Annotated in this window: 26 protein-coding genes; 24 read left to right on the top strand and 2 right to left on the bottom strand. The window is 56.0% G+C overall.

Features of this window, described 5'->3' with window-relative positions:
• Position 1 precedes the first annotated feature (1 nt).
• Entirely contained in the window at positions 2-1,567 is a 1,566-nt protein-coding gene (leuA, locus tag UN63_RS06890) for a 2-isopropylmalate synthase (protein WP_104486037.1), read from the bottom strand.
• 839 nt (positions 1,568-2,406) lie between these two features.
• On the opposite strand from leuA, the gene UN63_RS06885 reads away from it, so the two are divergent.
• The 15 genes from UN63_RS06885 (at position 2,407) to UN63_RS06815 (ending at position 13,547) form a co-directional block, all read left to right on the top strand.
• Entirely contained in the window at positions 2,407-4,125 is a 1,719-nt protein-coding gene (locus tag UN63_RS06885; RefSeq protein ID WP_104486036.1) for an acetolactate synthase 3 large subunit, read from the top strand.
• Positions 4,125-4,619, top strand: a complete 495-nt coding sequence (gene ilvN, locus UN63_RS06880; RefSeq protein WP_104486035.1) for an acetolactate synthase small subunit — start codon at positions 4,125-4,127, stop codon at positions 4,617-4,619. The genes UN63_RS06885 and ilvN overlap by 1 nt, the downstream gene beginning before the upstream one ends.
• Positions 4,620-4,808: 189 nt before the next feature.
• On the top strand, positions 4,809-5,048 hold the full coding sequence (locus UN63_RS06875) for a DUF2845 domain-containing protein (RefSeq protein ID WP_308428084.1): 240 nt from the start codon (positions 4,809-4,811) through the stop codon (positions 5,046-5,048).
• Between the two features lie 124 nt (positions 5,049-5,172).
• On the top strand, positions 5,173-5,901 hold the full coding sequence (locus UN63_RS06870; RefSeq protein ID WP_104486033.1) for a helix-turn-helix transcriptional regulator: 729 nt from the start codon (positions 5,173-5,175) through the stop codon (positions 5,899-5,901).
• The gene (locus tag UN63_RS06865) at positions 5,898-6,281 is read left to right on the top strand and encodes a RidA family protein (protein WP_104486032.1); all 384 of its coding nucleotides are present in this window, start codon (positions 5,898-5,900) and stop codon (positions 6,279-6,281) included. The genes UN63_RS06870 and UN63_RS06865 overlap by 4 nt, the downstream gene beginning before the upstream one ends.
• A 49-nt stretch (positions 6,282-6,330) precedes the next feature.
• Positions 6,331-6,732 (top strand): sulfurtransferase complex subunit TusD, encoded by a 402-nt coding sequence (tusD, locus tag UN63_RS06860; RefSeq protein WP_104486031.1) that lies wholly within the window; start codon positions 6,331-6,333, stop codon positions 6,730-6,732.
• Positions 6,733-6,772: 40 nt separating this feature from the next.
• The gene (gene tusC / locus UN63_RS06855) at positions 6,773-7,129 is read left to right on the top strand and encodes a sulfurtransferase complex subunit TusC (RefSeq protein ID WP_104486030.1); all 357 of its coding nucleotides are present in this window, start codon (positions 6,773-6,775) and stop codon (positions 7,127-7,129) included.
• 7 nt (positions 7,130-7,136) lie between these two features.
• Complete coding sequence (gene tusB, locus UN63_RS06850) at positions 7,137-7,421, top strand: sulfurtransferase complex subunit TusB (protein ID WP_104486029.1); 285 nt, start codon at positions 7,137-7,139, stop codon at positions 7,419-7,421.
• A gap of 135 nt (positions 7,422-7,556) precedes the next feature.
• Positions 7,557-7,931: a 30S ribosomal protein S12 gene (rpsL, locus tag UN63_RS06845; RefSeq protein WP_071474210.1), complete on the top strand. Its 375-nt coding sequence runs from the start codon at positions 7,557-7,559 to the stop codon at positions 7,929-7,931.
• A gap of 84 nt (positions 7,932-8,015) precedes the next feature.
• Complete coding sequence (gene rpsG / locus UN63_RS06840) at positions 8,016-8,486, top strand: 30S ribosomal protein S7 (RefSeq protein WP_104486028.1); 471 nt, start codon at positions 8,016-8,018, stop codon at positions 8,484-8,486.
• 76 nt (positions 8,487-8,562) lie between these two features.
• A complete protein-coding gene (gene fusA / locus UN63_RS06835; protein ID WP_104486027.1) occupies positions 8,563-10,659 on the top strand; it encodes an elongation factor G in 2,097 nt (698 codons plus the stop codon).
• A gap of 63 nt (positions 10,660-10,722) precedes the next feature.
• Entirely contained in the window at positions 10,723-11,907 is a 1,185-nt protein-coding gene (gene tuf / locus UN63_RS06830; RefSeq protein WP_104486026.1) for an elongation factor Tu, read from the top strand.
• A gap of 167 nt (positions 11,908-12,074) precedes the next feature.
• On the top strand, positions 12,075-12,509 hold the full coding sequence (locus tag UN63_RS06825; RefSeq protein WP_104486025.1) for a protein tyrosine phosphatase family protein: 435 nt from the start codon (positions 12,075-12,077) through the stop codon (positions 12,507-12,509).
• Positions 12,510-12,723: 214 nt separating this feature from the next.
• A complete protein-coding gene (locus tag UN63_RS06820; protein ID WP_104486024.1) occupies positions 12,724-12,915 on the top strand; it encodes a bacterioferritin-associated ferredoxin in 192 nt (63 codons plus the stop codon).
• A 167-nt stretch (positions 12,916-13,082) separates the two neighbouring features.
• Positions 13,083-13,547, top strand: a complete 465-nt coding sequence (locus UN63_RS06815) for a methylglyoxal synthase (protein ID WP_104486023.1) — start codon at positions 13,083-13,085, stop codon at positions 13,545-13,547.
• Here UN63_RS06815 and UN63_RS17070 read toward each other — a convergent pair whose 3' ends face one another.
• Positions 13,548-13,694 carry a hypothetical protein gene (locus tag UN63_RS17070; RefSeq protein ID WP_181068196.1) on the bottom strand — a complete coding sequence of 49 codons (147 nt, stop codon included), beginning with the start codon at positions 13,692-13,694 and terminating at the stop codon, positions 13,548-13,550. It lies immediately after the preceding gene.
• Between the two features lie 284 nt (positions 13,695-13,978).
• Here UN63_RS17070 and UN63_RS06810 point away from each other — a divergent pair, with 284 nt between their 5' ends.
• The 9 genes from UN63_RS06810 to UN63_RS06770 all read left to right on the top strand — a co-directional run bounded on the left by UN63_RS06810 (position 13,979) and on the right by UN63_RS06770 (position 25,037).
• Entirely contained in the window at positions 13,979-14,410 is a 432-nt protein-coding gene (locus UN63_RS06810) for a GlcG/HbpS family heme-binding protein (RefSeq protein ID WP_104486022.1), read from the top strand.
• Between the two features lie 194 nt (positions 14,411-14,604).
• Positions 14,605-15,225: a TetR/AcrR family transcriptional regulator gene (locus UN63_RS06805; RefSeq protein ID WP_104486049.1), complete on the top strand. Its 621-nt coding sequence runs from the start codon at positions 14,605-14,607 to the stop codon at positions 15,223-15,225.
• Between the two features lie 333 nt (positions 15,226-15,558).
• Positions 15,559-17,004: a xanthine dehydrogenase small subunit gene (gene xdhA, locus UN63_RS06800; RefSeq protein WP_104486021.1), complete on the top strand. Its 1,446-nt coding sequence runs from the start codon at positions 15,559-15,561 to the stop codon at positions 17,002-17,004.
• Positions 16,997-19,393, top strand: coding sequence for a xanthine dehydrogenase molybdopterin binding subunit (xdhB, locus tag UN63_RS06795; RefSeq protein WP_104486020.1), 2,397 nt, complete (start codon positions 16,997-16,999; stop codon positions 19,391-19,393). The genes xdhA and xdhB overlap by 8 nt, the downstream gene beginning before the upstream one ends.
• A gap of 339 nt (positions 19,394-19,732) precedes the next feature.
• Positions 19,733-20,578, top strand: coding sequence for a xanthine dehydrogenase accessory protein XdhC (gene xdhC, locus UN63_RS06790; RefSeq protein ID WP_104486019.1), 846 nt, complete (start codon positions 19,733-19,735; stop codon positions 20,576-20,578).
• Positions 20,579-20,608: 30 nt separating this feature from the next.
• A complete protein-coding gene (gene guaD / locus UN63_RS06785; RefSeq protein ID WP_104486018.1) occupies positions 20,609-21,913 on the top strand; it encodes a guanine deaminase in 1,305 nt (434 codons plus the stop codon).
• 217 nt (positions 21,914-22,130) lie between these two features.
• A complete protein-coding gene (locus tag UN63_RS06780; protein ID WP_104486017.1) occupies positions 22,131-22,871 on the top strand; it encodes a GntR family transcriptional regulator in 741 nt (246 codons plus the stop codon).
• A 304-nt stretch (positions 22,872-23,175) separates the two neighbouring features.
• Positions 23,176-23,571: a nuclear transport factor 2 family protein gene (locus tag UN63_RS06775; protein WP_104486016.1), complete on the top strand. Its 396-nt coding sequence runs from the start codon at positions 23,176-23,178 to the stop codon at positions 23,569-23,571.
• Positions 23,572-23,612: 41 nt separating this feature from the next.
• Entirely contained in the window at positions 23,613-25,037 is a 1,425-nt protein-coding gene (locus tag UN63_RS06770) for an NAD(P)/FAD-dependent oxidoreductase (RefSeq protein ID WP_104486015.1), read from the top strand.
• The last annotated feature ends 68 nt before the right edge of the window (positions 25,038-25,105 follow it).

Genomic DNA, 25,105 nt, shown 5'->3' with positions numbered 1-25,105 from the left:
CTCACACTGTCTCCATACGAATTTTCTTCTGAATTTCTTCTTTCTTTTCGGCGACCTGCTCGGCTCGCCAGATGCTGTTGATCACATGCACCAGTGCCTGGGCGGAGGATTCGACGATGTCGGTGGCCAGCCCCATGCCGTGGAACTTGCGCTCCTTGTATTCGGCGACGATATCGACCTGGCCGAGGGCATCTTTGCCTTCGCCCTTGCTCTTGAGTTCATATTTGTCGATGCGGATGTCGTAACCGGTAACGCGGTTGATGCACTGGTAGACCGCATCGACCGGACCATTGCCGACGGCGGCTTCGTTGACGACTTCGCCGCCGACTTCCATACGCACACTGGCGGTGGACATGACATTGCTGCCGGACTGTACGCTCAGATACTTGAGCTTGAACTGCTCGGGCTCTTCGTGGATCTGGCTGAAGAACACCAGCGCCTCGAGATCGTAGTCAAATACCTGCCCCTTGCGATCCGCCAATGCCAGAAAGCTGGTGTAGAGGCTGTCGAGATCGTAGTCCTGCTCGGAGTAGCCCATCTCGGCCATGCGATGCTTGATCACGTGGCGGCCGGAGCGGGAGGTCAGGTTGAGCTGATTCTTGGGCAGACCTATGCTCTCGGGAGTGATGATCTCGTAGGTGTTCTTGTTTTTCAGCATCCCGTCCTGGTGAATACCGGAGGAGTGTGCGAACGCATTGGCACCGACGATGGCCTTGTTGGGCTGCACCGGCATGTTGCACAGGTTACGGACCAGCTGGCTGGTGCGGTAGATTTCCTGGCTCTTGATGTTGGTGTGCACCCCGAGCAAGTCGCCCCGGGTTTTCATGACCATGGCTATTTCTTCGAGCGAGCAGTTGCCGGCCCGTTCGCCGATGCCGTTGATGGTACATTCGATCTGACGGGCGCCTTGCTGCACAGCGGCGATGGAGTTGGCCACCGACATGCCCAGATCGTCGTGACAGTGCACCGAGATGACCGCCTTGTCGATGTTGGGCACCCGGTTGAACAGGGCCTCGATGATACCAGCGAACTCGCTCGGCACCGTATAACCCACTGTATCGGGAATATTGACGGTGGTGGCGCCAGCCTTGATCACCGCTTCGACCATGCGGCACAGGTTGTCGATGGGGGTACGGCCGGCATCTTCACAGGAAAATTCGACATCATCCGTGTAACCGCGGGCATGCTTGACTGCGCCGACACTCATCTCCAGCACCGAATCGAAGTCTTTGCGCAGCTTGCTCTGCACATGAATGTCGGAGGTAGAGATAAAGGTATGGATGCGGAACTGATCGGCGACCCGCAGCGCCTCGGCTGCGGCATCGATGTCCGGCTTGAGCGCGCGGGACAGGGCACAGACCCGACTGTTCTTGATGTGGCGGGCTATGGTCTGCACCGACTCGAAATCACCGGGTGATGAAATGGGGAAACCGACTTCCATCACATCTACGCCCAAGCGTTCTAATGCATAGGCAATTTGTAATTTTTCCTTGACCGTCAGGCTGGCGGAAAGCGCCTGTTCGCCATCTCTCAAGGTAGTATCGAATATAATGACCTGGTTCGACATGTCGCTTTCCCTCTGTTGTACCTTGTCGCCCGCGACAGATATAAAAAACCCGTGCGGATGGCACGGGTTTTAGTGTGTATATATGTGGATGATGAATTCCAGCTACGCCCGACCCGTGCGCTTGAGCACCCTTGAGGTTAGTAGTAGTAGCTGAATATGTTTATGCATAGCACTCATCACCGAAGAATAATCCGTTAACAACGCTATACCAATAACGGGAATCGATGATGGTGTCAATAATAGCAATATTATCAACAGGGGAGTGCTATCAGGTCGAACAGGGGGTTTGGGTCTTTAGTTGGGTTATTGTGTTGGTTGTTTTGTTGTATTTTGGTGTTTAATTCTGATTATTATTGTTTTTTTGGGTGTATGTAACGTTTGTGTTGGGGGTGCTTTTTTTGCAGAAAAAGCGCTAATAAGGATGTCATCGATTCGCACGACTATGGGGCCTGGTGGCTTGCTGCATTTTGCACCATCACAGATGCTGCCTCATTCTGCGCTCTGGCAGCAAGGATCAGGGCGTGGCACAAACCGTGATTTGGTCTGGCTTCTAAGTCGAAACTGGCCCCGCTTTCCTGATACTGACCGTGCTATAAAGTAGTGGGAGCTCTGCCTGGGCGTAGTCGAACTGCGCTTTTTATAAAGCCCGTAGACAAGAGATTTAAAGCAGGTTAAGGTGATTTTTGATCCTTTTTCTGCTTATTTGTATTCTGTCAGGCAGAAGTATTTGTTTTATAAAGATAAAAACTGTTTGCTTTGTCATGTTACGGCAGTCCGGCCGGGTTGCCCTGACGACGAAAGATGACAAAGTGAACGGAGTAGAGCCTGGAGGGCTTATCATGGAGATGTTATCAGGCGCGGAAATGGTAGTACGGGCGCTGGAAGATCAGGGAGTCGAGCATATATTCGGTTATCCCGGCGGTTCAGTGCTTGATATCTATGACGCCTTATTTGAAAACGGCAAGATGGAACACGTGCTGGTACGACACGAACAGGCCGCTGTACACATGGCCGATGGCTATACCCGCGCCACAGGCAAGGTCGGTACCGTGCTGGTCACCTCGGGTCCGGGGGCGACCAACTGCATCACCGGTATTGCCACCGCCTATATGGACTCCATTCCCATGGTGGTCCTGTCCGGTCAGGTGCCCACCTTTTATATTGGTGACGATGCCTTCCAGGAAACCGATATGATTGGTATCTCCCGGCCCATCGTGAAACACAGTTTCCTGTGCAAAACAGCCGCCGATATCCCGCTGGCGATCAAGAAGGCCTATTACATTGCGGCTACCGGACGGCCCGGCCCCGTGGTGGTGGATCTGCCCAAAGACGTGCAGAATCCGAAAGAAAAACATCCCTATGTTTACCCCAGCTCGGTGGAGATGCGCTCCTACAATCCGACCGGGGTGGGCCATAAAGGTCAGATCAAGAAGGCGATGAAGGCCCTGGCCGATGCCAAGCGTCCCGTAATGTACGTCGGTGGCGGTGCCGTGACAGCCGAAGCCAGTGCCCTGGTGGTTCAGCTGGCCGAGCTGTTCAATCTGCCGGTGACCAACACCCTGATGGGGCTGGGCTCCATGCCCGGTACTCACAAGCAGTTTGTCGGCATGCTCGGTATGCATGGTACCTATGAAGCCAACAAGACCATGCACAATTCGGATCTTATCCTGGCTATCGGTGCCCGCTTCGACGACCGGGTGACCAACAACGTCGAGAAGTTCTGTCCTCATGCCACAGTAGTGCATGTGGATATAGACCCGACCTCTATTTCCAAGAATATCAAGACCCATATTCCCATCGTCGGCTCTGCCGATACGGTACTGGCGCAAATGCTGGAAGCCATTCGCGAGCTGGGCCTGAAAACCGACCCGCAGGCGATGAGCGACTGGTGGGAGCAAATTGAACAGTGGCGTGCCCGTCAGTGCCTGAGTTACGAAACCAGTGAGCAGTACATCAAACCGCAGCAGGTTATCCAGTCGGTCTATCGCATCACCAAGGGCGAAGCCATGGTCAGCTCCGATGTGGGCCAGCACCAGATGTTTGCCGCCCTTTATTATCCGTTCGACAAGCCGCGTCAGTGGATAAACTCCGGTGGTCTCGGCACCATGGGCTTTGGTTTGCCGGCGGCCATGGGGGCCAAGTTGGCGCGACCCGATGCGGTGTCGGTCTGCGTCACCGGTGACGGCTCCATTCAGATGAACATTCAGGAACTGTCCACCTGTATGCAGTACAACATACCGGTGAAAATCATCTCCATGAATAACCATTCTCTTGGCATGGTCAAGCAGTGGCAAAAGATGTTCTATGAGGGACGTGAAAGTCATTCTTACATGGACTCTCTGCCGGATTTCGTCAAATTGGCGGAAGCTTATGGCCATGTGGGCATTCGGGTTTCCGACCCGAAAGAGTTGGATGCGGCGCTGGAGAAGTGTTTCTCCATGACCGACAAACTGGTGTTTATGGATATTCAGATCGATCCGGAAGAGCATGTCTATCCCATGCAGATCAAAACCGGAGCCATGGACGAAATGTGGTTAAGCAAAACGGAGAGAACCTGATGCGACGTATTATATCCCTGTTGCTGGAAAACGAGTCCGGAGCGCTGAGCCGGGTCGTGGGTCTGTTTTCCCAGCGGGCTTACAACATCGAGACCCTGACGGTGGCACCCACCGAGGATCCAACCCTGTCGCGGATGACCATAGTCACCACAGGTGATGAACGGGTGATAGAGCAGATCACCAAACAGCTGAACAAGCTGGTGGATGTGCTCAAGGTGAGTGACCTGAGCGAAGGCGATCATATCGAGCGGGAAATCGTGCTGGTCAAGGTGCGCGCCGATGGCGCCAACCGCGATGAAGTCAAACGCACCGCCGATATCTTCCGCGGCCAGATAGTGGATGTGACTCCGCATCTGTATACGGTGCAGCTGGTCGGCACCAGCGACAAGCTGGATGCCTTTATCCGCAACATGAGTGAAACCACCGAAGTGGTGGAAGTGGTTCGCAGCGGCGTCTGCGGCGTGTCGCGCGGCGAGAAATCCCTGCGCGCCTGAGTACCTGTCGCTCCATGTTGAAAAATCGATGTTGAAAAACCGCCTGCGGGCGGTTTTTTATTGCCAGGCGAACGCCTTTCTCCGTGGCGAGCGAACTATGCTTGGGACTGGGAGGTGATAATGCGCTACGGGGGGTTAGGGTGGCTGCTTTGGTTGTGGCTGGCGTTGGCGCCGGCCCAGGCAGACAGCATGCGTTGTAACAACCGGTTGATCACCGACGGTGATCCCGTAGCCCTGTTGCTGCTTTACTGTGGTGAGCCCTTGGTGCGGGAGGTGGCCTGGCGGCATTATCGTAACCATTACGGTCGTTGGTATCAGGAGCCGGACGGAGAGCGCTGGACCTACCATTTTGGCCGCTATCAGTTCATGCAAATCGTCACCATCAGAAGAGGAAAAATTGTCAGCATCGAAAATGGCCCCCGGGGCTGATAGGGTCTGTGGCTTAAATTCCTCTGCCAGCGGGAGCGGGCTCCCAGCTGGCCTCAAAAATAGTTGACATCTGCCATCATCAGTTGAAAATCAGAGCCAGATGTTTGGTGGGTGGGAGCCAGAAATGCCAGCGGAAAGTGGGACGGCCCGTTCCCTGAAAAAAAGTGCAGCCAAAAGTACCTTCAGTCAGCAAGACCGGCAGTTGCTGGATCTATACGGCGGTCTGGTCGACGGGGTAGCCGAGATGTTCGGCAAGCACTGTGAGGTGGTATTGCACTCGCTGGCAGACCCGAATCGTTCGGTACTCAAGGTTGCCAATGGCGGCCTCAGTGGTTGTCAGGTAGGCGCCCCGATGACTGAACAGGCCCTGCGGCTGTTACCCGAGCTTGAACGGCAAGGGGAGGCGCAGACCTGTTTTACCCAGAGCCGACTCGGCACCCCGATGAAGTCCTCGACCCAGGCCCTGCGTAGTCTGCAGGGGGAACTCATCGGCCTCTTGTGCATCAACTTGCATCTGGGCGCTCCTTTCCATGAACTGATGGCCGACTTTCTTCCCAGGGTGGCGGAGCGGGCCGAAGTCTCGCCGGAAAACTTCAACAACAACGTTGAAGAGCTGGTGACCCTGACCGTGGAGCGCACCATCGACGCCATCAATGCCGATCCGGATGTGGCCAACAACGCCAAGAACAAGCAAATCGTCACCACCCTGTATGAAAAGGGGATTTTCGACATCAAGGATGCCATCGCCATGGTGTCGAACAAGCTCAACATATCCAAACACACGGTTTATCTTTATATTCGACAAAAAAAACGCGATGACGAAGAGCCATCGCATCACCAGGAGAACCCATGACTAAAACAATCATCGCCACCGACAAGGCTCCCGCCGCCATTGGTCCTTATGTTCAGGCTACCCGCATCGGCAATATGGTGTATACCTCTGGCCAGATCCCGCTCGATCCGGTGAGCATGGATGTCGTCGAAGGCGGTATCGAAGCCCAGACCAAGCAGGTAATGGACAATCTGATTGCCGTATTGGCCGAAGCCGGCGCCGATGCGTCCAGCGTGCTCAAAACCACCTGTTTCCTGTCCGACATGAACAACTTCCTTGCCTTCAACGAAGTCTATGCCAGCTACTTCACCCTGGGTGCGCCGGCGCGTTCCTGTGTGGAAGTGGCCCGTCTGCCCAAAGACGTGCTGGTAGAAGTGGAAGCGGTTGCCTACGTCGAATAAGTCTTGTCCGGGGCGACCGTCGGTTGCCCCATCTTGTCCGGATCCCGTCATGAAACCAGCTTCCCTGCATTTTGCGCTATTGGTCACAGGCCCCTGTTACGGCACTCAATCGGCGGCGGATGCGTTCCGCTTTGCCCGTGCCGTTCTGCAGCAAGGTCATGTGATCAGTCAGATTTTCTTCTATCAGGAAGGCGTGTACAACGCCAGCCAACTGGTGCAACCGGCCGGTGATGAAACCCACTTGCAGCAGGCCTGGGTCAATCTGGCTGTTGCGAATGGGCTGACGCTGGATGTCTGTGTGGCCGCTGCACTACGTCGGGGAGTCAGCGACAAGTGCTCAGCCGCTCGGGCGGGGCTGGAACAGTGGAACCTGGCGGCCCCTTTCCGCCTCAGCGGGCTGGGCTCGCTGGCGCAGGCGGCGCTGAGTGCCGACCGGGTGGTGCAGTTTTAATGCAGATAAGTGGTGAGTACATATTGATGGACGGTGGTTTATGAATAAGGTCGCCTTTATTTTTCGAACGCCGCCTCATGGCTCGGCTTCCGGTCGGGAAGGTCTGGATGCGGTGCTGGCTACCTCGGCCCTGAGTGAAGACATCGGCGTCTTCTTTATCGATGACGGCGTCTATCAACTGCTGTCAGAACAGGATCCGGTCCCGGTGCTGGGGCGGCACTATGCCCCCACCTTCGGCCTGCTCGAGCTGTATGATGTCGACAACGTCTATATCAGTGCCGAGGCGCTGGCCGAACGGGGAGTATCGGCAGAACGGCTGGTCATCGAGGCGGCTGTGCTGTCGCAGCCCGAGCTGCAGCGGCGACTGGCCGATTACAAGGTACGACTGAGTTTCTGAGGACGCTATGCTACATACGGTAAAACATTCTCCCTTCGGTCGACATGATCTGGCGCAGGCGCTGTATCATATGCAGGATCAGGATCGATTATTGTTATGGCAGGACGCGGTGATTGCGGTCACCGTGCCCGCCTGGCAGGCAAGGTTACAGACCCTGGCCGACAGCGGACGGCTTTATGTGATGCAGGAAGACCTGCAGGCGCGAGGGCTGAAGCATGGCCTGGGCGAGACCATTACCACGGAAGGACTGGTCGAGCTGGTGGTAAAACTGGGTAGTCCTCAGGCCTGGTGACGACTTTGACACAAATCATGTGCCAAAAATTGTATAAATCTTGACTCGCCAGCACGGCAAGCATAGAATTTTGCGTCCCCGCTTTTGGGGATAGGTTTTTCACAACTGTAGAACGATATTTTTCAGGAGCTGTTAATGGCCACAATTAACCAGCTGGTTCGCAAGCCTCGCCAACAAGCCGTTGCTAAAAGCAATGTGCCGGCGCTGGAAGCGTGCCCGCAGAAACGCGGTGTATGTACCCGCGTATACACCACCACCCCGAAGAAGCCGAACTCCGCACTGCGTAAAGTATGTCGTGTTCGTCTGACCAACGGTTTCGAAGTTAACTCCTACATCGGTGGTGAAGGCCACAACCTGCAGGAGCACTCCGTTGTTCTGATCCGTGGCGGTCGTGTTAAAGATTTGCCCGGTGTGCGTTATCACACCGTACGTGGCGCACTGGACACCTCAGGTGTTTCCGCTCGTCGTCAGGCCCGTTCCAAGTACGGCGCTAAAAAGCCAAAATCTTAATGGGTCTCCGTTAAGTAAGGCCAAACATTTTATTTTTTAACCTGTTTTGTTTTGGGTTATCCCTGAAGTTACGGAGAATTTGCAATGCCAAGACGTCGCGTAATCGGCCAGCGTAAAATACTGCCGGATCCCAAGTTCGGATCCGAGCTGCTGGCAAAATTCGTAAACATCCTGATGATAGACGGCAAGAAGTCTACCGCTGAGAAAATTGTTTACGGTGCTCTGGAAATCGTTGCTGAAAAGACCAGCAAAGAGCATCTGGCGCTGTTCGAAGAAGCGCTGGAAAACATTCGTCCTACAGTTGAAGTTAAATCGCGCCGTGTAGGTGGTTCTACCTACCAGGTGCCGGTTGAAGTACGCCCCGTGCGTCGTAATGCCCTGGGCATGCGCTGGTTGGTAGACTCTGCGCGTAAGCGTGGTGAAAAATCTATGGCTCAGCGTCTGGCTGGCGAGCTGCTGGATGCTGCTGAAAACAAAGGTTCTGCGGTTAAGAAGCGTGAAGACGTGCACCGTATGGCCGAAGCAAACAAAGCGTTTGCCCACTACCGCTGGTAATTGGATGGGCGCGGTTAATACCGTGCCCGTTTGATTGCTTACTAAGGACAATCGACCTTAGCAAGAGGATATTATTGTGGCTCGTACAACTCCCATTGAGCGTTACCGTAACATCGGTATCAGCGCTCACATTGACGCCGGTAAAACGACAACCACCGAACGTGTGCTGTTTTATACCGGTGTAAGCCATAAGATCGGCGAAGTACATGATGGCGCTGCTACCATGGACTGGATGGAGCAGGAACAAGAGCGTGGTATCACCATTACCTCTGCCGCTACTACCTGTTTTTGGGATGGTATGGCGCACCAGTATCCACAGCATCGTATTAACATCATCGACACCCCCGGACACGTTGACTTCACCATCGAAGTAGAACGTTCCATGCGGGTGCTCGACGGTGCCGTTATGGTCTACTGTGCCGTTGGTGGCGTTCAGCCCCAGTCTGAAACCGTATGGCGTCAGGCTAACAAGTATGCGGTTCCGCGTATTGCGTTCGTCAACAAGATGGACCGTACCGGCGCCAATTTCTTGCGGGTGGTGGAGCAGATCAAGACCCGTCTGAAAGGCGTGGCTGTACCTGTTCAGCTGCCGATCGGCTCAGAAGAAAACTTCAAAGGCGTTATTGACCTCATCAAGATGAAGGCCATTAACTGGAGTGAAGAAGACCACGGTACCAGCTTTGCCTACGACGACATTCCTGCCGAAATGCAGGAACTGGCCGACGAATGGCATCAGAATCTGGTTGAGGCTGCTGCCGAAGCCAATGAAGAGTTGATGGATAAGTACCTGGAAGGCGGCGAGTTGTCGGAAGCGGAAATCAAGTCTGCTTTACGTCAGCGCGTACTGAACAGCGAAATCATCCTGGTCACCTGTGGCTCTGCGTTCAAAAACAAGGGCGTACAGGCGATGCTGGACGTGGTGATCGACTATCTGCCGTCTCCGGTAGAGGTTCATGCCATCAGCGGTCTGAAAGAAGACGGCGAAACGCCGGACACGCGTCCGGCCGACGATGCCGCTCCTTTTTCTGCGCTGGCGTTCAAGATTGCGACCGACCCGTTCGTGGGCACCCTGACCTTCTTCCGCGTGTACTCCGGTGTGGTTAACACCGGTGATGCCGTGCTGAATTCGGTCAAGGGCAAGCGCGAGCGTTTTGGCCGTATCGTCCAGATGCATGCCAACAAGCGTGAAGAGATCAAATCCGTTTGTGCCGGTGACATCGCCGCCGCTATCGGTCTGAAAGACGTGACTACCGGTGACACCTTGTGTGCCCCGAACGCGCCTATCATTCTGGAGCGCATGGAGTTTCCGGAACCGGTTATCTCCGTGGCCGTTGAACCCAGGACCCAGGCCGACCAGGAAAAAATGGGTATGGCATTGGGTCGTCTGGCGCAGGAAGATCCGTCTTTCCGCGTATGGACCGACGAAGAATCGGGTCAGACCATCATCGCCGGTATGGGCGAACTGCACCTGGATATTCTCGTCGACCGCATGAAGCGTGAGTTCAAGGTAGAAGCCAACGTGGGTAAACCCATGGTGGCCTACCGCGAAAGCATCCGAGGCAGTGTCGAACAGGAAGGCAAGTTCGTACGCCAGTCCGGAGGCCGTGGTCAGTTTGGCCATGTATGGATCAAGATCGAGCCACAAGCAGAAGGTACCGGCTACACGTTCGAGAACGCCGTTGTCGGTGGTGTTATTCCCAAGGAATACATTCCGGCTGTAGACAAGGGCATTCAGGAACAGATGAAGCAAGGTGTTCTGGCGGGCTATCCGATCGAAGATATCAAGGTCACTCTGTACGATGGTTCTTATCACGATGTTGACTCTTCAGAAATGGCCTTTAAAATCGCCGGTTCTATGGCGTTTAAAGCGGGCTTCATGAAATGTAATCCCGTGCTGCTTGAGCCTGTGATGAAGGTTGAAGTGGAAACGCCGGAAGAGTATATGGGTGATGTTATCGGTGACGTGAACCGTCGTCGTGGTATCATCGAAGGCATGGAAGATGGCCCCTCCGGCAAGGTTATTAATGCCGTGTTGCCGCTGTCTGAAATGTTCGGCTACGCTACAGACCTGCGTTCACAGTCGCAAGGTCGTGCTTCTTACTCCATGGAGTTTGCCAAGTACGCCGAAGTACCTGCCAGCATGGCTGAAGCGATTATTGCTCGTAAAGGTTAACTAATCTTTGTTTAAACTCCCCACTCTCATAACGGGTGGGATCAAACTAGGAAGGACTAGTCCGTGTCTAAAGAAAAATTTGAACGTAACAAACCGCACGTAAACGTAGGTACTATCGGCCACGTTGACCACGGTAAAACCACTCTGACCGCAGCTATCACCAACGTACTGGCCAAGCAGTGGGGCGGTTCCGCTCGCGCCTTCGACCAGATCGATAACGCTCCTGAAGAAAAAGCGCGTGGTATCACCATCGCTGCTTCTCACGTTGAGTACGATACTGAAGCACGTCACTACGCACACGTTGACTGCCCAGGACACGCTGACTATGTTAAAAACATGATCACCGGTGCTGCTCAGATGGATGGCGCTATCCTGGTTGTTGCTGCGACCGATGGTCCTATGCCACAGACTCGTGAGCACATCCTGCTGGCCCGTCAGGTAGGCGTTCCTTACATCGTTGTGTTCATGAACAAGTGTGACATGGTTGATGATGAAGAGCTGCTCGAACTGGTAGAGATGGAAGTTCGTGAACTGCTGTCCGAGTACGACTTCCCGGGCGACGACATTCCGGTTATCCAGGGCTCTGCTCTGAAAGGCCTGGAAGGCGACCCGCAGTGGGAACCGAAGATCCTGGAACTGGCTGCCGCTCTGGATTCCTACATCCCCGAGCCTGAGCGTGCCGTTGACGGTGCTTTCCTGCTGCCTATCGAAGACGTGTTCTCCATCCAGGGCCGTGGTACTGTTGTTACCGGTCGTGTTGAGCGTGGTATCGTTAAAGTTGGTGAAGAAGTGGAAATCGTTGGTATCAAAGATACCATCAAGACCACTTGTACCGGCGTTGAAATGTTCCGCAAGCTGCTGGACGAAGGTCGTGCTGGTGAGAACGTAGGCGTTCTGCTGCGTGGTACCAAGCGTGAAGACGTTGAGCGTGGTCAGGTTCTGGCCAAGCCGGGTTCAATCAACCCGCACACCGACTTCGAATCAGAAGTATACGTGCTGTCTAAAGAAGAAGGCGGTCGTCACACTCCGTTCTTCAAAGGCTACCGTCCCCAGTTCTACTTCCGTACAACTGACGTGACCGGTACCATCGAACTGCCAGAAGGCGTTGAAATGGTTATGCCTGGCGACAACATCCAAATGGTTGTTAGCCTGATTGCTCCTATCGCGATGGAAGACGGTCTGCGTTTCGCCATCCGTGAAGGTGGCCGTACTGTAGGTGCTGGCGTTGTAGCCAAAATCCTGAAGTAATAGCGCTTTAAGTGCATAAAAAGGAGGCTTCGGCCTCCTTTTTTCGTTTCTGGGCTGCCGCAAACAAACAGCATTAGGTATTAGATTGTGCTGATGCTGTTTGTTTGAAGTATCTTGTAATCGATATTGCTACTTTTTCCAGTCAGGCCAATTCACAGAGGTGTTATATGGAAATTAAACCCGTTACTCCTACTTTCTCGGTCTCAGATCAAATTTTCGCCACCGATTTACCGGGGTTAAAGGCGGCGGGCTATCGCACGCTGATTTGCAACCGACCCGATGGTGAGGCAGAAGGGCAGCCGGCGGCGGAAGCACTGGCGGCCGAGGCGAAAGCGCAAGGCTTCGACTGGCATTGGATCCCCATTTCTTCCGGTCAGTTCACCGACGAAGCGGTGGCCGCCTTTACTCAGGCTCTGGCCGGTAAAGAGGAGCCGGTGTTGGCCTTCTGCCGTACCGGAACCCGCTCCATCACTCTGTGGGCCCTGGCGCAGGCAGACCAGCAACCGACGGCGGCATTATTACAGCAGGCGAGCGGGGCAGGCTATGACTTGTCGGCCTTGACGCCACGTCTGAACGCGGCACCGAGTAAGCGTCAAGGTTGATGGCATTGTCGGTATTCGGCGGGCGAGACAGCACGCCAGGCTCGCTCTGGCGCAGGTTTTGGGCATGATCTGGGTGCTGCTGTCTCTAGTGTCGATTTCCGATGATATGATGATGCCCACAGATGTGATTTGAGTCGTTTTTTTCGACAAATAATCACTTGCACTGATAACCGATATCATTTAGATTTACCGTCTCGAAGCGGAGGGTTTATCGATGTATGTGTGTTTGTGCAGGGGCATTACCGAACGCCAGCTGAAAGCGGCGGTGGCAGAAGGCAACACCGAGTTCAGAGATCTGAAACAGGAACTCGGTGTGGGCTCTCAGTGCGGAAAATGTATCCCGGTTGCTCTGGCCATACTGGCAGAGGAAAACGCCAAGGCACATCTCTACTACGAAGTTGCTTAAACAAGGAAGTCTCCTAAGCGCGTAAGTTGCTTAGAGACAAGGTTAGTTGAAGCTCTTGAACCCCCGCAAAAAAGCCCCGATATCGGGGCTTTTTTGCGTTTGGGGCTGCGCATTATGCGCGGCTTTGGCTAATATGGGGCTGGCTTTTTACCGGGGCATGGATATCCATGAAAGAGACACAAAGAACCTTGCCGGCACACAAAAATGTGGCGCTGGTGGCTCACGATCACAAGAAAGGACAATTACTGGAATGGGTCGGCCGTCGGGCCGAGGCGCTGAAGCTGCATCATCTCTATGCTACCGGTACTACCGGCAGCATGCTCAGCCGCCAGGTGGGGCTGCCGGTGCGCTGCCTGATGTCCGGTCCCATGGGCGGCGATCAACAGCTCGGCGCCCTGATTGCCGAAGGTAAAATCGATGTGCTGATTTTTTTCTGGGATCCGCTCAATGCGGTGCCTCACGATCCGGATGTGAAGGCGTTACTGCGCCTTGCTACGGTATGGAACATACCGGTGGCCACCAACATGGCGACGGCGGACATGCTGATGGATAGTGTTCAGATGAGTAATGACTTCAGTATTTGCATCCCGGACTATGACGGCTATCTGCGGGAAAGAACCAAAGACCGATGATTAGTATCTGTCCAGCTGCTTGAAGGTGAGCAATGGTCGTGCCGCTATGGTGATCATCAAAGGCTTGATGGTATTCAGCCCTGCATCAGCAGGCTCACCGAAGACGTAGGTCAGAATGCCCTGCTCCAGCACCTTCTTCTCCATCATCTCAGACGCCCGTCTGAAGTAGCCACACTAAGGTAAGGTACGAGCCAGCAAGGTACGCGCCATGAGCAAGGTACATGCCATGGCGGGCCTGGCGCATGCCGTGACGCGGGATGAGCCGGGGCCGGGTGGCGGACATGCAGGTGAGGGCTATTATGGGTAAATAAGTAATAAATAAATTACCTTTACGTTAAGTGTATACAAAAGATCTTAACATTGTGTCTGTTTTGTGTTTTATTAGTATTCAATTAATCTCTATTGTTACAGTCGACAGGGAGTCCAGGTAAATGAGTACAGTTACACTTGAACAGGCGCTGGTCATCACGCGTGGTGCCTTGCAGCACGCGTCGGAAGTCTCTGCCGCGCCGCTTACTGTTGCCGTGCTGGATAACGCCGCGCGTCTGGTGTCGCTGCAACGTCAGGACGGCTCCAGCCTGTTGCGTCCGGATATCGCGACCGGCAAAGCCTGGGGTGCGGTTGCCTTGGGTCGTAGCTCTCGTGGTCTGGCTGAAGTGGCGGCAGCCAGACCGGCTTTTGTGTCGGCGGTCAACGTTCTGGCCGAAGGCAATATCATTCCGGCGGCGGGTGGCGTACTGATCCGTGATGCACAGAATCGGATTCTGGGTGCGGTGGGAATCAGTGGCGATCAACCCGACGTCGATGAAGCTTGTGCCGTTGCCGGCATCAAGCTGGCCGAGCTGATTGCCGATTGCAGCTAAGCTTTCGGTTCATGTAGTGAAGGCTTAGTTAGTAAACCTGTTGTTTTGGTCGAGGGGTAACCTTGGTTACTCATTTTTCAGCGCCCACTTGTGTGGGCGCTTTTTTTGCGCTTTTCTGCCGAATTCCAGCCCGAACTCGGGTATGGTTAGTCAATATTACTTCTTATTTTATGGCCTGGAGCCTGAAAATCAGTATGTCCCGGATCAGAGCTAAAAACGAAGAAATCATCATCCGTGCCGCCAGCCGTGTATTTGCCGAAAACGGTTACGCGGCCACCAAGACGGCGGCCATTGCCGAACTGGCCGAACTGCCGAAACCCAATATCTACTATTACTTCGGCAGTAAGGAAAAACTCTATCGCGCCGTGCTCGAAAGTGTCACCGAGCCTCTGCTGGTGGCCTCGGCGCCCTTTATCGAGTATCGGGATCCGGTCATGGCGCTGACTGCCTATATCAAATCCAAACTGATGATATCGAAAGACTACCCCTATGCCTCCAAGGTCTTTGCCAATGAAATCATGCATGGGGCTCCGCATCTGCCGGAAGACATCATTGCACGACTGAGCGAACAGACCCGCACCCTGAGCGCCAAGCTGACCGACTGGATGGGGCAGGGACTGATGGCACCGGTCGATGCCCATCATCTGCTGTTTGCCATCTGGGCCTCAACCCAGACCTATGCGGACTTCAACTGGCAGATCACCATGGCGCTAGGTAAGGAAGAGCTGGATGATCAGGACTTTGAGCGGGCCGCCCAGCTGATCACCCGGCTGGTGATTGGGGGCTGTGAGGTGCAATCCTTGCCCACGACCTGACGACGAGCCACCTTCCATCTTGATGACGTCAGTACCTTGTAGCTGACGTCACTTTCTTCCGTTGCCGTGACTTATTTTCCCCCTCCATTATCCGGCGCCGTTCCCGCTACACTTTATATAAAGGGCGAAAAAACTCGCCGCCGTAACCAGTACTCATGGTTGCTGAATATCCAGTGATGACAATCGATTAACGACCTGATGCAACATTCAGGTTATCCGGCGGTAAAATATTTGTTGACTCGTTAGTCAGGTTTTACTTTAATTACACGTAAAGATACTACCACCACCGGTGGTCGGCAATGTGTGCAGTGTATTCGCTGAAGGAGGCAAGCCTTGATTAAGTTTCTGCTTAACCAGGAGATGCGGGAGGAGCAAGACCTTTCGCCAAACATGACGGTGCTCAATTATCTGCGTACCCGTGTGGGTAAAACCGGTACCAAGGAAGGGTGTGCGTCCGGCGACTGCGGTGCCTGCACCGTGGTGCTGGGTGAGCGGGAAGGGGATCACATTCGTTATCAAACGGTGAACTCCTGCCTGACCTTTGTCTCGACACTGCACGGCAAGCAGCTGATCACGGTGGAAGATCTCAAGTCGAAAGACGGCAGTCTGCATCCGGTACAGCAGGCGATGGTGGACTTTCATGGCTCCCAGTGTGGCTTCTGTACCCCCGGCTTTATCATGTCGATGTTTGCGCTCAGCAAAAACAAGCCCTCGGCGGACAAGCACGATATTCTCGAAGCCCTGGCCGGCAACCTGTGCCGCTGCACCGGTTATCGCCCCATCGTCGATGCCGCCAGAACCATCGCCGAGCAGCCGCAGCTGGCCGATGACTTCTCCCGCTACGAGGCAGAGGTACTGGCCCGGCTCGATCAGATCCAGACAGACACTCTGATTACCCTTAACGGAAACGGCAATGTATGCTACTCGCCCACTTCCAGCGATGAGCTGGCGTCGCTGCTGGTGCAGCACCCGGATGCCCGTCTGCTGGCCGGCGGTACCGATCTGGCGCTGGAAGTGACCCAGTTCTACCGCGAGCTGCCGAAGATGATTTATGTGGGCAACGTGGCCGACATGAAACAGCTGGAAGAAGACGAACACCGGCTGGTGATCGGCGCCGCCCGTAGTCTGAGCGACAGCTATGAGGCCCTGAGCCGCGTCTTTCCCGACTTCGGTGAACTGCTGCACCGATTTGCCTCCCTGCAGATCCGCAACCAGGGCACCCTGGGCGGCAACATAGGTAACGCCTCACCCATCGGCGATGCGCCGCCGGTACTGATGGCCCTGAACGCCCGGCTGGTTTTGCGCAAGGGTGACAAGGTGCGCGAGCTGCCCATCGAAGAATATTTCCTGAGTTACAAGGTGACCGCCCAGGAAGAAGGCGAATTCATCGAAAAGGTGATAGTGCCCAAGCCGGTGGCCAATCAGCACTTCAGGGTCTACAAGCTGTCTAAACGATTGGATGACGATATCTCTGCGGTGTGTGGCGCCTTCAATCTGACCATTGAAGACGGCATTGTGACCGACGCCCGCATCGGCTTCGGCGGCATGGCGGCGGTACCGAAAAGAGCCGCGGCCTGCGAGCAGGCGCTGATCGGACAGCCCTGGAATCATGCCACCGTCAAGGCGGCGATGAAGGCGCTGACCGGTGATTTCGAGCCGCTGTCCGACTTTCGGGCCAGCAAGGAATACCGCAGCAAAACCGCCACCAACCTGCTCTACAAGTTTTTTATCGAGCAGCAGAGTCTGAAACTGGAAACCAGGGTGACGTCTTATGTCTAACAAACAACTGAACACACTCACCATCGACGAGATGATGGCGCGGGTCAAACAAAGCCTGCAAACCGGTGTGGGCAAGAGCGTGCCGCATGACAGCGCCGCCATGCAGGTGGCTGGCGAGGCCCAGTACATCGATGATCGGCTCGAATTTCCCAATCAGCTGCATCTCTATGCGCGGCTGTCGGAACGAGCCCACGCCCGCATCACCAAACTCGATGTCGGCCCCTGTTACCAGTTTGACGGTGTGACCATCGCCATTACCGCCGAAGACGTGCCCGGCGAGCTGGATATCGGCCCCATTCTGGCCGGCGATCCGCTGCTGGCGGACGGCAAGGTCGAATACGTCGGCCAGCCGATACTGGCGGTGGCGGCGAAAGATCTGGAAACCGCGCGCAAGGCGGCCATGGCCGCCATCGTCGAATATGAAGATCTGCCGGCGGTGCTGTCGGTGGAAGAGTCGCTGAAAAAAGAACTGTTCCTGACCGAGAGCCACAAGCAGCAGCGCGGCGACTCCGCCGCCGGACTCAAGAATGCCAGGCATGTGATCGAAGGCAGTCTGCATATCGGCGGCCAGGAACACTTCTATCTGGAAACCCAGGTCAGTTCCGTGGTGCCCACCGAAGACGGCGGCATGATGGTGTTTACCTCCAGCCAGAATCCGACCGAGATACAGAAGCTGGTAGCCAGCGTGCTGGACGTGCCGATGCACAAAGTCGTGATCGACATGCGCCGCATGGGCGGCGGCTTCGGCGGCAAGGAAACCCAGGCCGCCGGCCCCGCCTGCATGGCGGCGGTAGTGGCGCGCCTCACCGGTCGTCCCACCAAGATGCGCCTGCCAAGGGTCGAAGACATGATGATGACCGGCAAGCGTCATCCCTTCTTCAACCAGTACAAGATTGGTTTCGACGATAGCGGCCGCATCGAGGCGTCGGAAATCATCGTCGCCGGTAACTGCGGCTACTCGCCGGATTTGTCGTCCTCGATTGTCGACCGCGCCATGTTCCACTCGGATAACGCCTATTATCTGGGCGACGCCACCGTGATCGGCCATCGTTGCAAGACCAACACAGCCTCCAACACCGCCTATCGTGGTTTCGGTGGTCCCCAGGGCATGATGACGATCGAGCATGTGATGGACGAGATAGCGTCTTATCTGGGTAAGGATCCGTTGGAGATCCGCAAGATCAACTTCTACGGAAAGGACTCACGTAACGTCACCCACTATCACCAGCCGGTGGAGCACAACATCATTCATGAGATGGTGGCGGATCTGGAGCTATCTTCCGAATACGCCAGCCGTCGCGAGGCGATCAAGGCCTTCAACGCCCAGAGCCCGATCCTGAAGAAGGGCATCGCCATCACCCCGGTGAAGTTCGGCATTTCCTTCACTGCCACCTTCCTCAACCAGGCCGGCGCCCTGGTGCACATCTACACCGACGGCAGCATCCATCTTAACCACGGTGGTACCGAGATGGGGCAGGGGCTGAACATCAAGGTGGCCCAGATAGTGGCGGAAGAGTTTCAGGTGGATATTGATCGTATCCAGATCACCGCCACCAATACCGACAAGGTGCCCAACACCTCGCCCACGGCTGCGTCCAGCGGTACGGATCTGAACGGCAAGGCGGCGCAGAATGCGGCGCAGATCATCAAGCAGCGCCTGATCGACTGGGCGGCCGGTCACTTTCAGGTCAGCCCGGAAGAGGTGGTGTTCAAGAACAACTTCGTGCGGGTTCGCAACCAGATATTGTCGTTTCAGGAATTCGTGCAGCTGGCGTACTTCAACCAGATTTCCCTGTCGAGCACCGGTTTCTACAAGACTCCGAAGATCTATTACGATCACGCCACCGGCTCTGGCTGTCCCTTCTACTACTTCGCCTACGGCGCCGCCTGTGCCGAGGTGGTGGTGGATACCCTGACCGGCGAATACAAGATATTGCGCGCCGACATACTGCACGACGTGGGTGACTCGCTGAACCCGGCCATCGACATCGGTCAGGTCGAAGGCGCCTTTATTCAGGGTGTGGGCTGGCTGACTACCGAAGAGCTGGTGTGGAACGACAAGGGCAAGCTGATGACCAACGGCCCGGCGGGGTACAAAATACCGGCGGTGGCCGATACGCCCCTGGACTTCCGGGTCAAGCTGGTGGAAAACCGCAAGAACCCGGAAGACACCGTATTTCATTCCAAGGCAGTGGGCGAGCCGCCCTTCATGCTCGGTATCTCGGTGTGGTGTGCGTTGAAAGACGCGGTGGCCAGCGTGTCGGATTACAAGAAATATCCGCACATGGACTCGCCCGCCACCCCCGAGCGAGTGCTGTGGGCGGTAGAGCAGATGCAGGCACTGGTGGAGCAGGACGAAGCCGTGACCGAGGATGTGCTGGTCAAGTAGCAGACGCGGGTGCTAAAGAGACAACAGGGTTGCCTCCTCCGACCCGCTACAAGTACCTCCCTGTAATGCTTACACATGCCATCCATGGCATGTGATGGTCGGCCGAGGCAATCCCTGTTGCCTCTTTTTGACATTTAGAGTCGCCAGCGGACAAGAGCAACAGGCGGCTCCGATACCAAGAGGAGGGCAAAGGGATCTGCTCGGCCGACCCTTCGTGCCAGGGATGGCGCGACGGAGCCCCCAAGGATGGGTTTACGGCGAGTCGGCGGAGCTGGCCCTTTGGCCGATGCCCTTTGTGGAGTAAAGCCAACGCTCGCTTTTGGTAGTAGAGGTGAAGTTATGTTCAAGGACAACTGGATTCAGGTGCTGGCCGAGCTGGAACGCAGGAGCGAACCCTGCGTGCTGGTCACGGTAGTAGAGCACAAGGGCTCTACCCCTCGTGACAGCGGCACCAAGATGCTGGTCACCGAGCAGGGCTGCTACGCCACCATCGGCGGCGGCCATCTGGAATACAAGGCGCTGAAGCTGGCGCGAGACATGTTGATGCAGGGTGAGCAACAGATGAAGGTGGAACGATTTAATCTGGGCGCCAGCCTGGGCCAGTGCTGCGGCGGCATGGCCACCATCATGCTGGAGCCGGTGGTGCGGGCGCGTCACCATCTGGTGCTGTTCGGCGCCGGTCATGTGGCCAAGGCATTGGTGCACATACTGGCGACGCTGCCGTTTCGCATTACCTGGATAGATGAGCGGGAGTCTGAGTTTCCCGTCGAGCAGCCCTCCGGTGTGACCAAACTAGTGAGCGAGGATCCGGTCGCCGAGATAGACAGTCAGCCCGCCGGCAGCTTCTATCTGGTGATGACCCACAACCATCAGCTCGATCTGGAGCTGTGTGCCCGCATTCTCAAGCGTGGGGATGCCCGTTATTTCGGTGTCATCGGCTCGCGCACCAAGCGCAAGCGTTTCGATTACAAGCTGAAAGAGCGGGGCTTCGACGAGGCGGCGCTGGCCCGGATGATCTGCCCCATCGGCCTGCCCGAGGTGACCGGAAAGCACCCGGCGGAAATCGCGGTGTCGGTGGCTGGCGAGTTGATCGCCGCCTATCAGCAGCCGGTGAAAGCGGCTACCGGCACCCCCGCGGATGAGCGGAAAGCAGTGGCCGATGAGCCAGCCTCGGTACGACCATAACCATACGAATCTTCAAGGAGAAGCCTTCACATGACGCAAGCGACTGCGTATCGCGCCGCCATTCTGCATAGTCTGGCCGATCCGGCCCTGGTCGGGCTGGATGCCAGTTATGCCTATCATGAAGACGGCGTGCTGGTGGTGGCCGACGGCCATATCAGCGATATTGGCCCGGCCGAAGAGGTACTGGCGCGCCAGCCGGCGAACATCGAGGTGATCCGCTTTGAAAACAAGCTGATCACCGCCGGCTTTATCGATACCCATATCCATTTCCCCCAGACCGAGATGATCGCCTCTTATGGCGAGCAGCTGCTCGACTGGCTGAACAACTATACCTTTCCGGAAGAGCGCAAGTTTGCCGATCCCGAGCACGCGCGTCGAGTAGCTAGCTTCTTCCTGGATGAGCTGCTGCGCAACGGCACCACCACCGCCATGGTGTTCGGCACCGTACACAAGGCGTCGGTGGAGGCGTTTTTCAGCGAGTCGGACAAACGCAACATGCGCATGATCGCCGGCAAGGTGATGATGGACCGACATGCCCCCGACTATCTGCTCGACACCCCCGAGTCGAGCTATGTCGACAGCAAAGATTTGATCGAGCGCTGGCACAACAAGGGGCGTCAGCTCTATGCGGTGACACCGCGTTTCGCGCCCACCAGTACCGCCGAGCAGCTGAGCATGGCCGGTAGACTGCTGCAGGAATACGAAGGTGTCTACCTGCAGACCCACCTGTCCGAGAACAAGCAGGAAATCGAGTGGGTCAGGGAGCTGTTTCCCGAGCGCAAGGGCTATCTGGATGTGTATGACCACTTCGGTCTGCTGGGTGAACGTTCGGTATTTGCCCATGCGGTGCACCTGGAACAGGAGGAATGCGAGCGCATGGGGGAGACCGACTCGGTCATTTCCTTCTGCCCCACCTCCAATCTGTTTCTGGGTTCGGGACTGTTCGATCTGCCAGAGATGGAAGGGCATCAAATCCGGGTCGGCCTGGGCACCGATGTGGGTGGCGGCACCAGTTTCTCCATGCTGCAGACCATCGCCGAGGCCTACAAGATCCAGCAGTTGCAGCAGCACAAGCTGCATCCGTTGAAGGCGCTGTATCTGGCCACTCTGGGCGGCGCCCGAGCGCTCAGACTGGACGACAGCATCGGTAACCTCGAGGTCGGCAAGGAAGCGGATTTCCTGGTGCTGGATCTTCATGCCACCCCCCTGATCCAGAGTCGCATGAAAAATGCTCACAATTTGTTCGAACAATTATTCGTGCTGATGATGCTCGGCGACGACCGAGTGATCGCCGAAACCTACATTTACGGGGATTGCCGTTACCGTCGGCGTTAAGACCCCGTCAAGCCCTAATCGAGGCTCGATACGGTTGTGATGTAAAAAAACGCCCATTTCGGGCGTTTTTTGTGTTCAGTCACAGTCTTGACTATTACGGCTGTCGTATCGCGCAAAACGCAGTAAGATTGTATACGAGATTGCAAGAATTTAACTAACAGGCAAACGTTGCGGTGGATTAACTCCGGCAATGCAGCCTTAACTGGAAATCCAACCTATGAGTTCACTCAGTCAACTGGAGCCAAGACCCGTCAAGTCGAGCTCAAATACTCAAGATGATATTGTTTACGAACATATCTTCGATGCCATTCTCGAACAGCGGCTGGCGCCGGGAACCAAGCTGAGCGAAGAAGCCCTGGGCGAAATCTTCGGCGTCAGCCGGACCATTATTCGCCGTGCCCTGCTGCGATTGTCGCACGAGCAGGTGGTCAGCATCAGACCCAACCGTGGCGCCGTGGTGGCGGCACCGAGCGTGGAAGAGGCCCGCCAGATTTTCGCCGCCCGCCGGGTGGTGGAGCTGGCGGTGATCGAGCTGGCGGTGAAGAACGCCACGCCCGAGAGTCTGCAACGTATCCGCACCATGGTGCAGGAAGAGCAGGACGCCTTCGCCCGCGGCGACCGGGGCAAAGGTATTCGCCTGTCGGGCGAGTTTCATCTGGAGTTGGCTCATATGGCCAACAACACGCCGCTGCTCAACTTTCAGCGCAGCGTTGTATCACAAACCTCGTTGATCATCGCCCAGTACGAAGTGGGTCATCAGGCGCACTGTTCCTTCAACGAGCACGAAGCCCTGCTGCAGTCCATCGAGTCCGGTGACCCAGCCAAAGCCATCGCCATGATGACCCAGCACCTGGATCATATCCAGGGCAAGCTGAACCTGGACAACGAGTCCGCTTCTACCGATCTGCACGTGGTGTTTTCCGGTGTGGTGAAAAAAAAGCCCGGCCGTAGTCGTTAAGCCATAGTCGGTAGGCCATCGTCGTTAGGTCATAATCGTTAATCTCCCCTGAGTGCGGAGCCTGTATCAGGCTCCGCTGCTTTTGTTGTTCCCCCCCTATTATTTCCCGCTGAATCTGCTGCCCTGCAGCGGCGTTTTTGCCGTGCCCGGGCGCTGGCCATGTCGTGGTCCAAGTCACGGCGTCCAACTGGCGCTACCGACATGGCCGCCCTGCTCCTAATGTTGTGGCCATGTAAACAACAGTAACAACTGTTGAATTTATGGTCATCGCACAGCCCAGCAGGGGCTGCCAAGGGAGAATGTAATGTCAGCAGAAAATCAGAAAACCGTCGCCTTGCTCGAACAGTTGTTTGCCGCCTTCAATCGTCACGATGTCGAGGGCGTCATGGCCTGCATGAGCGAAGATTGTGTGTTCGAAGGTGCGGCCGGTACCGAAGCGTACGGCACTCGTTTCAATGGCTCCGCCGCCGTGGCCGCCGCCTTCGTCAAGGTGTGGACCACCTATCCCGATGTCAGCTGGCAGAACACCAGCCACTTTGCCGCCGGCGACAAGGGTGTGTCTCAGTGGACCTTCTGTGCCACCTGCCCGGATGGCAAGCGTATCGAAGCCGATGGTGTCGATATCTTCACTCTGAAGGACGGCAAGCTGGTGTTGAAGCAGGCCTTCCGTAAAGACCGTCCCCTGCTGGATCCCAAGTAAATCACACCAGGGTTTCAACCTTTCATCCGGGGAATACGAATATGGATATTGCCAACAAAACCCAGGCGGACCTCCGCCAGCCGGCTCAGCCCAAGAAGGTGCTGGACAGCTATGATCCCACCTACGATCCGCTGGTGGCGGCCACGCCGGGGCGTGGCCAGCAGTATGCACCCACCTATTGGGTGGCCACCGCCGGCACGCCGCCGGAAGATGACGGCCCCATCACCCAGGATGTGGATGTGGACGTGGCCATCATCGGCAGCGGCTTTACCGGCCTGACCTGTGCCCTTTTCCTGGCAAAGGAACACGGCATCAAGGCTACTGTGCTGGAAGCCAACCAGGTCAGCTGGGGGTGTACCAGCCGCAACGGTGGCCAGGCCCAGAATGCCTCGGGTCGACTGAGCCGTTCCCAGTGGATACAGCGCTGGGGTCTGGATACCGCCCGCAAGATGCACGAAGAGGTGCGTGAAGGTTTCGATACCTTCAAGGGGCTGATCAAAGACGGCAATATCGACTGTAATCCCCAGGTGGGTGGCCACCTGTACATCGCCCACAAGGACAAGGCGATGCGCAAGCTGGAAGCCGAAGCCAAGGTGTTGCGGAATCAGTTCGGTTACCAGACCGAGATGCTCGACAAGGCGACCCTGAGCCGCAACTATGTCGACGAGGCCGAGGCGGTGGGTGCCATGCACGAGCCGGATGGCATCGGTGTGCACCCGCTCAAGCTGGCTCATGGTTATCACCGCATGGCGCGGGAGCTGGGGGCGACCATACATCCGTCCAGCCCTGTCACCGGCTGGGAAACCAAAAACGGTATCCATTATTTGCAGACGCCGGGCGGTGTAGTTCGCGCCCGGGCCGTGGCGGTGGCGACCGGCGGTTATACCTCTCAGGGTTTGCACCAGAGTCTGCGTAGCAAGATAATGCCGATACTGTCCAACTCGCTGGTTACCCGGCCGATGACGGATCAGGAAATTGCCGCCTGTAATTTCCAGACCAACGAGGTGATCACCGATACCCGCACCTTGCGTCATTATTACCGCAAGCTGCCGGATAACCGCTTGCAGATTGGCAGCCGAAGTTCCATTACCGGCAGCGATGCGCCCAATCCCAAGCACCTGCAGTTGCTGATCGACGGTATGCACCGCAAGTTTCCGGCGCTCAACGGCATCAAGGTGGATTATTCCTGGTGGGGCTGGGTGGATGTGAGTCACGACATGATGCCGCGCATCGCTCAGCCTGATGAAAAAGAGCAGGTATTCTACGCCCTGGGTTATGGCGGTAATGGTGTCATGTTCTCGGCCCACGCCGGTCGGCGCATGGCCCAGCGCGTCGCGGGCATCAAGGAAGGCTTCGAATTACCGATTTACAATACGTCGTTACCGGGCCACCTGTTTTCTCCCTTCCGACGGATGGGACAACGGATGCTGTATCAGTGGTACCAGCTGCAAGACGAGCATTTGTAAACCGAGATAACAGCCTGAGATGCCGGAGCTTTACTTTTGCGTTCATTGAGTTACAAGGGTGTAACCCA

It is taken from the genome of Oceanisphaera arctica (genome assembly GCF_002936955.1).
Classification (GTDB): domain Bacteria; phylum Pseudomonadota; class Gammaproteobacteria; order Enterobacterales; family Aeromonadaceae; genus Oceanimonas; species Oceanimonas arctica.
The sequence above is the reverse complement of the archived record's forward strand: the minus strand, read 5'-3'. Positions and strand labels throughout refer to the sequence as shown.